The sequence below is a fragment of the Klebsiella sp. CN_Kp106 genome, from assembly GCF_040064575.1.
Classification (GTDB): Bacteria; Pseudomonadota; Gammaproteobacteria; order Enterobacterales; family Enterobacteriaceae; genus Klebsiella; species Klebsiella michiganensis.
Window position 1 is genome coordinate 159,872 of sequence record NZ_JBEAIG010000051.1, and the last position, 10,266, is coordinate 170,137.

Sequence of the window (10,266 nt, forward strand, 5' to 3'; positions counted from 1 at the left end):
CGGGAACAAGCCACGCCGATGCATCACCCCGGCACCATTCCCGAGTCGGCGCTAGCGGCCCGCAGAGGGCGCGCGGGAATGAACCGCTTCGCACGCCTCTTTCACCGCCTCATACAGCAACCGTACCGCAGGCGAAAGCTGCTTGCGGTGCGGGCAAATCATATTCAGCGGCACCACGTCGCCCTGATACTCCGGCAACAGCACCTGGAGCCGTCCTTCACGGATATCATCCCCGACGTCGAGTTCAGATTTGAACGCGATCCCCTCCCCGGCAACCGCCAGGCGGCGAATCACCTCCGCATCATCGCTCACGATAGTGCCGGCAACCTGCACGTAATGGACCTTCCCGTCCAGGCTCAGCGGCCAGCGATCGAACGCCCTGCCGCGCAGCACGTAGGTCAGCGCATTGTGCCGGGCCAAATCTTCCAGCGTCTTCGGTTCGCCGTGTTCGGCTATCCAGCCGGGCGAGGCCACCAGCATCCGGCGGTTCTCCGGCGCGACGGGTAGGGAAATAAACGAGGCATCGTCGTTATCGCCGTAGCGAAACGCCACGTCTACCGGATCTTTAAATACGTCGGTCCGATGATCGGAAAACAGTATCCGCAGGCGCAGCGCGGGATGGCGCTGGCGAAAAGCGCGAAACACGCGCAGAAGCAAGTTGCGCCCCAGGTCGGACGGCACGGCAATTTGTAACGTACCGCGTACTTCGTCATCCGGCGTGCTGATTTTTTGCAGCCCCGCGTGCAGCGTATCAAGCATCTGCGTGGCATAGGGCAGCCAGGTTTCGCCTTCCGGCGTCAGGCGTAAACTCCGCGTAGAACGGGCAAAAAGACGAATATTCAGCGTCGTTTCCAGACGCTTGATCGCCGCGCTCACCTGCGCGGGCTGCAGCCCGGCCTCTCGCGCCGCATCGCTGAAGCTGCTTAACGCCGCAGCGCGGACAAACAATGCCAGATCTTCCAGCCGGAACATACACACTCCTCACCCCGGATTATTCTCAAAACAGGCGCGCGCCGATGAAAAACGGCGCTGCATCACCGTTTGCTTACACTTTTACCCAAACCAACGCTTGCCAATCCCTTGACGTATCAGGAATCATACGAGGCTGCGATTTTGTGTCCAGGATAATAATGGGGAAATTATGCGTAAAACAAAAATGATGCTTCTGGGCGTACTGTTGGCCTGCGCCAGCGGCGCGTGGGCGGCGACCGGCGAAGGTATACAGAAATATGAGCTGGATGGGGTCACCGCGGACTTCAAACAATTTCACATCGGCGATACTGTCCCGCCGCTGTACCTCACGCCAGAATACAACATCAAGCAGTGGCAGCAGCGCAATTTGCCTGCGCCGGATGCCGGGACCCGCTGGACCTATATGGGCGGAAGCTACGTGCTGATTAACGAAACCGAGGGGAAAATCCTCAAAATTTATGATGGCGAGATTTTTTACCATCGCTAAAAGCTGAACGCCAGCGCGCTCTCCCTGCCGCTGGCGTTTTTTTGTGGCAAAGCGCTATTCGTTAAAGCGGTTCTGTTTGTGCATAAATTCCTCGACGGCAATATATGAAGCAACCTGCTCATAGAGCATTAAAATACTTAATATCAGATCGCCGCCGCTACGCAGTAAATCATCCGGGGCCGTACGACTCTTGTCATCCGATAAAAAAACAATCTGTTCAAAAATATCACTGTACTCACCATAAGCGCCAATCGGAATCTCAGCTATCGGGAGATGCTCCTGGCAATAACGCAACGCGTCTGCTGCTTTCTCCGGCAGCGAGCGCGTATGCATAAAAATAACCAGTAGTTCTCGTAACTTAACGATTAGAGCAATATTATTCATCATGCACTCCGGAAATGTGTACGGCTATACTTTCCTTCCATCGTTTTTATATACGTATTACTGATAACATCCACGTTTCGCCAAATAAAAAGCCAAAATTAAATCTCATCACGGCGAATTAAAATCGTTACTTCTTTGCTATTAAAGCTCGCACAACCGCCAGAGGAAAACAATGTTAGCAATATGTTTTATTGATTAATCTCAATATCGCTAAATGTGAATAAAAATAAATAATATTTAACAGCAATATTATTCGCGCGGTGATTATCTCCTCGGTAGAAAACCGGGACGGAAAAATAAAAAACCGCACGGCGAAAAGCGCCGGGCGGCTCAGGATAGTGAGGAGATTAGACCGCGCGGAAGGCTATCTCTCCGGGGATGACTTCCCCCTGCCAGTACAGCTGCGCCGCGACGCGGTCGGCCAGCTGGCGGTAGGTCTCGGTAAACTCGCTTTCCGGACGCGCAACCACCGTCGGCGTCCCTTTGTCGAGGTCTTCGCGCAGAGTGATATGCAGCGGCAGCTGGCCCAGCAGCTGGGTATGATATTTCTCCGCCAGCTTCTGTGCGCCGCCGGTACCGAAAATCGGCTCGTGGTGTCCGCAGTTGCTGCAGATATGCATGCTCATGTTTTCCACGATACCCAGCACCGGTACCTCGACTTTTTCAAACATCACGATGCCTTTTTTGGCGTCGATCAGGGCAATATCCTGCGGCGTGGTGACGACGACCGCGCCGGTGACCGGAATGTTTTGCGCCAGCGTCAGTTGAATATCACCGGTGCCCGGCGGCATATCCAGTACCAGATAATCGAGATCCGGCCACAGCGTTTCCTGCAGCATCTGCATCAGCGCCTTGCTGGCCATCGGGCCGCGCCACACCATGGCGTTGTCGTCGGTCACCAGATAACCGATGGAGTTGGTAGCGAGACCGAATTTCATAATCGGCGCCATATGGGTGCCGTCCGGCGAAGTCGGACGCTGATCTTCCGCGCCGAGCATGGTCGGAATCGACGGCCCGTAAATATCGGCATCCAGAATGCCGACTTTCGCCCCTTCCGCCGCCAGCGCCAGCGCGAGGTTGACCGCCGTCGACGATTTACCCACCCCGCCCTTGCCGGAGCTGATGGCGATAATGTTTTTCACGCCGTTGATGCCCGGCTGATTTTTTACCCGCTGAAGCGTAGCGATGCTGTGCGTCAGCTTCCAGTCAATGGCTTTGGCGCCGGTAATGCGCAGCAGCTCGGCGCTGCACTGCTCCTTCAGCGCTTCAAACGCGCTGTTCCAGACGAACGGCAGCTGAATTTCAATGTGCACGGTCTCGTCCAGCCAGGCGACGTGATGCAGCGCCTTCAGCGTAGTGAGGTTATGTTTCAGGGTTGGGTGCTGGAAATTAGCCAGGGTCCCGGCGACCATCGCGCGCAGACGCTCGGGGGATTTGGCCTGGGATTGCGAACTCATCCCGACTCCTTTGTTATTGTGAGTTGAATCTTGTGCATTAAGTTTACCTTAAAGGGAATAATTCCCCCACCATAAGCTTTGGGCTTACCAAATTATTGCCTTTGCGGTAACATCAAAACCCCTTTTTACAATAGAAGATGTAATGCCCACTATGACTCAAGTCGCGAAGAAAATTCTGGTAACGTGCGCGCTGCCGTACGCAAACGGCTCAATCCACCTCGGCCACATGCTGGAGCACATCCAGGCTGATGTCTGGGTCCGTTACCAGCGAATGCGCGGCCACGAAGTCAACTTCATCTGCGCCGACGACGCCCACGGCACCCCGATCATGCTGAAAGCGCAGCAGCTCGGAATTACTCCGGAGCAGATGATTGGCGAAATGAGTCAGGAGCATCAGACCGATTTTGCTGGCTTCGACATCAGCTACGACAACTACCACTCCACGCACAGCGATGAAAACCGCGAGCTGTCGGAGCTCATCTACACGCGCCTGAAAGAGAACGGTTTTATCAAAAACCGTACCATCTCTCAGCTTTACGATCCGGAAAAAGGCATGTTCCTGCCGGACCGCTTTGTGAAAGGCACCTGTCCGAAGTGTAAATCACCGGATCAGTACGGCGATAACTGCGAAGTGTGCGGCGCGACCTACAGCCCGACCGAGCTTATCGAGCCGAAATCGGTGGTATCCGGCGCGACGCCGGTGATGCGCGAGTCCGAGCACTTCTTCTTCGACCTGCCGTCGTTCAGCGAAATGCTGCAGGCGTGGACCCGCAGCGGCGCGCTGCAGGAGCAGGTGGCGAATAAAATGCAGGAGTGGTTCGAGTCCGGCCTGCAGCAGTGGGATATCTCCCGCGATGCCCCGTACTTCGGCTTCGAAATCCCGAACGCGCCGGGTAAATACTTCTACGTCTGGCTGGATGCGCCGATCGGCTACATGGGCTCCTTTAAGAACCTGTGCGACAAGCGCGGCGACGCCACCAGCTTCGAAGAGTACTGGAAGAAAGACTCTACCGCCGAGCTGTACCACTTTATCGGCAAAGACATCGTTTACTTCCACAGCCTGTTCTGGCCGGCGATGCTGGAAGGCAGCAGCTTCCGCAAACCGACCAACCTGTTCGTTCACGGCTACGTGACGGTCAACGGCGCCAAGATGTCCAAGTCGCGCGGTACCTTTATCAAGGCCAGCACCTGGCTGAATCATTTTGACGCCGACAGCCTGCGCTACTACTACACCGCCAAGCTCTCGTCACGTATCGATGATATCGACCTGAATCTGGAAGACTTCGTGCAGCGCGTCAACGCCGATATCGTCAACAAGGTGGTTAACCTTGCCTCGCGTAACGCCGGTTTCATCAACAAGCGTTTCGACGGCATGCTGTCCGCCGAGCTGGCCGATCCTCAGCTGTATAAAACCTTCACCGATGCGGCAGCAAGCATTGGCGATGCGTGGGACAGCCGCGAGTTCGGGAAAGCCATCCGCGAAATCATGGCGCTGGCCGACGTGGCAAACCGCTACGTTGACGAGCAGGCGCCGTGGGTGGTCGCCAAACAGGAAGGCCGCGACGCCGATCTGCAGGCCATCTGCACCATGGGCCTGAATATGTTCCGCGTACTGATGACCTGGCTGAAGCCGGTTCTGCCGCAGCTGGCCGCCCGCGCCGAAGCGTTCCTCAACGGCGAACTGAGCTGGGATGCTATCCAGCAGCCGCTGCTCGGTCACAAGGTTAACGCCTTTAAAGCGCTGTATAACCGCATCGAAATGAAGCAGGTTGAGGCGCTGGTCGAAGCGTCGAAAGAAGAAGTGAAGGCGCTGTCAGCGCCGGTCACCGGTCCGCTGGCGGACGATCCGATTCAGGAAACTATCACCTTTGACGATTTCGCCAAAGTGGATATGCGCATCGCGCTGATTGAAAACGCCGAGTTCGTCGACGGTTCCGATAAGCTGCTGCGCCTGACGCTGGATCTCGGCGGCGAGAAGCGTAACGTCTTCTCCGGCATCCGCTCCGCCTACCCTGATCCGCAGGCGCTGATTGGCCGCCTGACGGTGATGGTCGCTAACCTGGCGCCGCGCAAAATGCGCTTCGGCATCTCTGAAGGCATGGTGATGGCCGCAGGTCCTGGCGGGAAAGATATCTTCCTGCTCAGCCCGGACAGCGGGGCTCAGCCGGGCCAGCAGGTCAAGTAAGGCTGTATAAAGCGCTGCTCCGGCAGCGCTTTTTTTTGAGCGCCACGATATTGTCGACGACATCGCCCGCCGGGTGCTGGCGCAGAAAGAAGAAAACGCTGGCATAAGCGCGAAACGGCAACTTCCGAGGATACGCCCGGCACCATCGCCCAATGCTGTATACAATTAGAGATGATGATTGATTAACAAGGAATGATAATGAAATTTAACCGCAGGATGACCGCCGCTCTGGGCGCCACGCTATTGATGGCCGCGCTTGTCGGCTGCGATAACAACAAAGATGAGGTCAAAACGTTTAACAACACGATCAACGGCGTTGATCTGACCTACATCTATCACTACAAAGGCGATGTCGTCACCCGCCAGGACGCTGAGAATACTATCCCCTATCAATCACTCGGGGTAAGTAACGAAGAGCAGGCGCGCAAGGTCATCGACCCTATCGGCGCGGCCTACAGCAAAATCAAAGGCGTTACCCACAGCGTCGACTATAAAGAGAACGTCGCGCAGGAACACCTCTCCATCGACTTTAATCAGGCTAAAATCAGCGAGCTGTGTCACTTGCCGGGGGCCAGTTTTTCCGACTGTTCACAAAAGTTCATTTCGCTGAGCGAGTCGGAGAAATTGCTGAAATCGCAGGGTTTTAAAGAAGTGAAACAGCCCTGACTGGTGCGGACTACTCCCGGCTTGCGCTGCGCTGAGCCGGGCTACGGAGCCGTGCATTTAGTAGCCCGGCTCAGGCGTTTACGCCGCAAGCCGGGGAGGCATATCAGGATTTCGCGTGTTCGCGCTCGGTCAGTCCGCGCAAAAAGTAGCGCAGGAACTGGTCGCCGCATTCGCGGAAGTTTTTATGATCCGGGGCGCGCATCATGGCGGTGATTTCCGGCATGGAGACGCGGAATTTCTGCTGGGTGAGGATAGCGAGAATATCATCCGTCTTCAGGGAGAAGGCAATACGCAGCTTTTTCAGCACGATGTTATTATTCACCCGGCGTTCGACCGCCAGCGGCGGCGCGGACGCATCTTTACCGCGTTTGTCGTAAATCAGGCCGTTGAGGAAATTCGACAGCACGATATCCGGGCAGCGCGCAAACCCCTCTTCGTCTTCTTTTTTCAGCCAGGGAACCAGCTGTTCCGCGCTGACCGGCGCATCCGCCAGGGCAAAAATACGAACCAGGCCGCTGTTATTGGTTTTCAGGGTGTAGCGCAGGCTACGGAGAATATCGTTACTGATCATATTGCCTTCATGATGAAAAAATCTGCCGCTAAGTCTATCACGATTCCGCCGTTTTACAGCCCAATCGCCTCTTTCAGGCTCTTCAGGTAGCGGCGGCTGACCGGCACCGTTTGCCCGGCGCGCATCAGCAGCTCCGCCTGGCCGTTCTCCTCAAAGCGGATCTCCTTGAGATGGGACATGTTGACCAGGTACTGACGATGGCAGCGCAGCAGCGGCGTTCGGCTCTCGAGCGTGCGCAGGGTGAGCTCGGTAAAGCCCTCTTTCCCTTCGCGGTCGGTCACGTAAATCCCGCTCATCCGGCTGCTGACGAAGGCCACGTCTTCCATCTGCAGTAGCCAGATCCGGCTGTGTCCGGTGCAGGGAATATACTTCAGCGCCTGCTGGGTATCGTCGAGTACGGTCATATCCTGCAGGCTACGCTCCTGGCGCAGGCGAAACAGCGTTTTTTCCAGCCGGGCGGACTCAATCGGCTTCAGTAAATAATCAAACGCATGCTCTTCAAAGGCCTTCACCGCGTACTCGTCAAACGCGGTAAGGAAGACGATATAGGGCCGATGCTGCGGATCGAGCATGCCGACCATCTCCAGACCGCTGATGCGCGGCATCTGGATATCCAGAAACAGCACGTCCGGGCGCAGCTTATGTACCGCGCCAATCGCCTCGACGGCATTCCCGCATTCGCCAACGATCTCAATATCAGGCTGGGTCTCCAGCAAAATACGCAGGTTTTCACGCGCCAGCGGCTCGTCGTCGACAATTAATACTTTTAACATGCGCTTTCCTCCAGAGGCAGTCTCAGCGTGACGCGGGTAAAACATTCCGGCTCGCAGGTTACGGTGATCCCGCAGTCGGTGCCAAAGCGCGCCCGCAGTCTGCGGTCGACCAGGTTCATGCCCAGCCCGCTGGCGCTGGGTTTGTCCTGATACAGCCCGGCATTATCTTCAATATCCAGCTGCAGCCAGCGCTCTTGCTGACTGGCGCGGATGGTGATTTCGCCCACCCCAAGGTGCTGCGAAGTCCCGTGTTTAATCGCGTTTTCGACGATTGGCTGCAGGGTAAACGCCGGTAGCTGATGCTGCCCCAGCGCCTCGGGCACCAGCATATGAATCTGCAAATTGGTCTGAAAACGCGCTTTCTCAATCTGCAAATAGGCGTTCACATGTTCAATCTCATCGGCCAGGGTCACGATCTCCGCTGGCCGCTTCAGATTTTTGCGGAAAAAGGTCGACAGATACTGCACCAGCTGCCCGGCCTGGTCGCTATCGCGGCGAATCACCGCTTTTAGCGTATTCAGCGCGTTGAACAGGAAGTGCGGGTTCACCTGGGCGTGCAGCAGCTTGATTTCCGACTGCGTCAGCAGCGCCTTTTGCCGCTCATACTGTCCGGCCAGGATCTGCGCCGACAGCAGTTGCGCAATTCCCTCCCCCAGCGTGCGGTTGATGGAGCTAAACAGGCGGTTTTTCGCTTCATAGAGTTTAATGGTACCGATGACCCGCTGATTTTCGCCGCGCAGCGGGATAACCAGCGTCGAGCCCAGCTTGCAGTTCGGATGAATCGAGCAGCGGTAAGGCACCTCGTTGCCGTCGGCGTAAACAACTTCGCCGGTATCTATCGCCTTTTGGGTATAGAGCGAAGAGATGGGTTTGCCCGGGAGGTGGTGATCGTCGCCGATCCCGGTAAACGCCAGCAGCTTGTCGCGATCGGTTATCGCCACCGCGCCGATATCCAGCTCCTGGATCAGCACCTGCGCGACCTTCATGCTGTTCTCTTCGTTGAACCCCTGGCGCAGGATCCCCTCCGTCGAAGCGGCGACCTTCAGCGCCGTAGCCGAAAAGGCCGAGGTGTATTTTTCAAACATCGCTCGCTTATCCAGCAGGATGCGCATAAATAGCGCCGCCCCGACGGTGTTGGTGACCATCATGGGCGCGGCGATGCTTTGTACCAGATGCAGGGCATCTTCGAACGGGCGAGCGATAAGCAGAATAATCAGCATCTGCACCATCTCGGCGAAAAAGGTGATCGCGCCGGCGGTGAGCGGGCTGAAGACTTTGTCCGGCCGCCCGCGTTTGACCAGAATACTGTGTACCAGCCCTCCGAGTAGCCCTTCTACGATGGTGGATACCATACAGCTCAGCGCGGTCATGCCGCCCAGCGAGTAGCGGTGAAGCCCGCCGGTCAGCCCCACCAGGCCGCCAACCACCGGCCCGCCCAGCAGCCCCCCCATCACCGCGCCGATGGCGCGCGTATTGGCGATCGAGTCTTCGATATGCAGCCCGAAGTAGGTACCGAGGATGCAGAAAATGGAGAAGGTTACGTAGCACAGGAGCTTATGCGGCAGCCGGACGGTGACCTGCATTAACGGGATGAACAGCCGCGTTTTGCTCATCAGCCACGCAATGACCAAAAACACGCACATCTGCTGAAGCAGCAGCAACACCAGATCAAACTCGTACATACCCGCAGACCACACTTCATTTGAAAGCGCGTAACATACACTGCTTGCTTATAACTTTCTTTGAAGCAATACATGAAAATGATAATTCATGTTCAGGATCACATTTCTTCGCGTCTCGCCGGCTCAAATCTGTACAAAAAACAGACAAAAATTCCCGCTTCGGCAAACAGCTTCTACAGTTAATGGAGGAGAACACAGCGGGAGGAGAAAATGGCGCTTTATACAATCGGCGAAGTGGCCCAGCTTTGCGATATCAATCCCGTGACGTTACGCGCCTGGCAGCGGCGCTACGGATTACTGAAACCCCAGCGTACCGACGGCGGCCACCGCCTGTTCAACGAATATGAGATAGACCGGATTCGCGAAATTAAACGCTGGATTGACTCCGGCGTGCAGGTGGGGAAAGTGAAAACGCTGCTGATGGATAATGAGCAGGAGGTGGCCGACGGCTGGCGCAAGCAGCAGGAAATTTTGCTCGGTTATCTGCAAAACGGTAGCTATCATCGCCTGCGTATGTGGCTTAAGGAGCGCAACCACAGCGAGTCAGCGCAAATTCTGGTGAAGAATCTGATTAATCCATTACGCCAGCGCCTGCTTAGCCCGCAGCCCACGCTGCTGGCGCTGCGGGGCATCCTTGATGGTATTCTGATTAATCATATCGCCCGCACTCTTTCATCCACGGCAAAATATCCCGGCAGCCATGCGCTGATTATCGGCTGGAATGTGAATGATATCACCCGGCTATGGCTGGAGGGCTGGATAGCCAGCGAACAGGGCTGGCGGGTGGACATTCTCGCCCATTCGCTGAACCAGCTCCGACCGGAGCTTTTCCCGGAGAGTACGCTGATGGTCTGGTGTGGAGAAGCGCCCTGTAGCGCCCAGGTCAATCAAATGCGCCTCTGGGAGCAGCAGGGCCAGATTATCTGGCTGAAACACGCCACCGCCACGTCTCCCGGAGGCGGCGCCTGACGCGCCTGTCCGGGCTACGGGTTATCTGCAATCTGTGGCCGGGTAGAAACCGCAGCAATGCCACATCGCGGCACATTCCCCGGGTTGCGGCGTAAACGCCTTACCCGGGCTACCGGCCCG

Annotated in this window: 10 protein-coding genes; 4 read left to right on the forward strand and 6 right to left on the reverse strand. The window is 56.4% G+C overall.

Annotated elements, in window-relative coordinates:
- Positions 1-51: 51 nt before the first annotated feature.
- Entirely contained in the window at positions 52-972 is a 921-nt protein-coding gene (locus tag ABLU96_RS17180; RefSeq protein WP_014230127.1) for a LysR family transcriptional regulator, read from the reverse strand.
- 169 nt (positions 973-1,141) lie between these two features.
- Between ABLU96_RS17180 and ABLU96_RS17185 the strand changes: the two genes are divergently transcribed.
- A complete protein-coding gene (locus ABLU96_RS17185) occupies positions 1,142-1,459 on the forward strand; it encodes an RcnB family protein (protein ID WP_348862651.1) in 318 nt (105 codons plus the stop codon).
- 54 nt (positions 1,460-1,513) lie between these two features.
- Here ABLU96_RS17185 and ABLU96_RS17190 read toward each other — a convergent pair whose 3' ends face one another.
- Positions 1,514-1,843 carry a hypothetical protein gene (locus ABLU96_RS17190; protein ID WP_025107803.1) on the reverse strand — a complete coding sequence of 110 codons (330 nt, stop codon included), beginning with the start codon at positions 1,841-1,843 and terminating at the stop codon, positions 1,514-1,516.
- Between the two features lie 347 nt (positions 1,844-2,190).
- Positions 2,191-3,300, reverse strand: coding sequence for an iron-sulfur cluster carrier protein ApbC (gene apbC / locus ABLU96_RS17195; protein WP_064404502.1), 1,110 nt, complete (start codon positions 3,298-3,300; stop codon positions 2,191-2,193).
- A 151-nt stretch (positions 3,301-3,451) separates the two neighbouring features.
- Between apbC and metG the strand changes: the two genes are divergently transcribed.
- On the forward strand, positions 3,452-5,485 hold the full coding sequence (gene metG, locus ABLU96_RS17200) for a methionine--tRNA ligase (RefSeq protein WP_032693702.1): 2,034 nt from the start codon (positions 3,452-3,454) through the stop codon (positions 5,483-5,485).
- A gap of 198 nt (positions 5,486-5,683) precedes the next feature.
- On the forward strand, positions 5,684-6,151 hold the full coding sequence (locus ABLU96_RS17205) for a YehR family lipoprotein (protein ID WP_014230129.1): 468 nt from the start codon (positions 5,684-5,686) through the stop codon (positions 6,149-6,151).
- Between the two features lie 103 nt (positions 6,152-6,254).
- Here ABLU96_RS17205 and ABLU96_RS17210 read toward each other — a convergent pair whose 3' ends face one another.
- Genes ABLU96_RS17210 through ABLU96_RS17220 form a run of 3 tightly spaced genes read right to left on the reverse strand, consistent with a single transcriptional unit; the run spans position 6,255 to position 9,177 of the window.
- Entirely contained in the window at positions 6,255-6,722 is a 468-nt protein-coding gene (locus ABLU96_RS17210) for a DUF1456 family protein (RefSeq protein ID WP_049082656.1), read from the reverse strand.
- A gap of 53 nt (positions 6,723-6,775) precedes the next feature.
- Positions 6,776-7,495, reverse strand: coding sequence for a two-component system response regulator BtsR (gene btsR / locus ABLU96_RS17215; RefSeq protein WP_004852613.1), 720 nt, complete (start codon positions 7,493-7,495; stop codon positions 6,776-6,778).
- Positions 7,489-9,177 carry a sensor histidine kinase gene (locus ABLU96_RS17220; RefSeq protein WP_004852614.1) on the reverse strand — a complete coding sequence of 563 codons (1,689 nt, stop codon included), beginning with the start codon at positions 9,175-9,177 and terminating at the stop codon, positions 7,489-7,491. Before ABLU96_RS17220 ends, btsR begins: the two co-directional genes overlap by 7 nt.
- 210 nt (positions 9,178-9,387) lie before the next feature.
- Between ABLU96_RS17220 and ABLU96_RS17225 the strand changes: the two genes are divergently transcribed.
- Complete coding sequence (locus ABLU96_RS17225) at positions 9,388-10,146, forward strand: MerR family transcriptional regulator (RefSeq protein ID WP_064404498.1); 759 nt, start codon at positions 9,388-9,390, stop codon at positions 10,144-10,146.
- Positions 10,147-10,266 lie beyond the last annotated feature (120 nt).

Bases quoted from the DNA above. Each gene is read 5' to 3' on its own strand.
- ABLU96_RS17180 (WP_014230127.1), bottom strand. From the start codon at position 972: ATGTTCCGGCTGGAAGATCTGGCATTGTTTGTCCGCGCTGCGGCGTTA.
- ABLU96_RS17185 (WP_348862651.1), top strand. From the start codon at position 1,142: ATGCGTAAAACAAAAATGATGCTTCTGGGCGTACTGTTGGCCTGCGCC.
- ABLU96_RS17190 (WP_025107803.1), bottom strand. From the start codon at position 1,843: ATGAATAATATTGCTCTAATCGTTAAGTTACGAGAACTACTGGTTATT.
- apbC (WP_064404502.1), bottom strand. From the start codon at position 3,300: ATGAGTTCGCAATCCCAGGCCAAATCCCCCGAGCGTCTGCGCGCGATG.
- metG (WP_032693702.1), top strand. From the start codon at position 3,452: ATGACTCAAGTCGCGAAGAAAATTCTGGTAACGTGCGCGCTGCCGTAC.
- ABLU96_RS17205 (WP_014230129.1), top strand. From the start codon at position 5,684: ATGAAATTTAACCGCAGGATGACCGCCGCTCTGGGCGCCACGCTATTG.
- ABLU96_RS17210 (WP_049082656.1), bottom strand. From the start codon at position 6,722: ATGATCAGTAACGATATTCTCCGTAGCCTGCGCTACACCCTGAAAACC.
- btsR (WP_004852613.1), bottom strand. From the start codon at position 7,495: ATGTTAAAAGTATTAATTGTCGACGACGAGCCGCTGGCGCGTGAAAAC.
- ABLU96_RS17220 (WP_004852614.1), bottom strand. From the start codon at position 9,177: ATGTACGAGTTTGATCTGGTGTTGCTGCTGCTTCAGCAGATGTGCGTG.
- ABLU96_RS17225 (WP_064404498.1), top strand. From the start codon at position 9,388: ATGGCGCTTTATACAATCGGCGAAGTGGCCCAGCTTTGCGATATCAAT.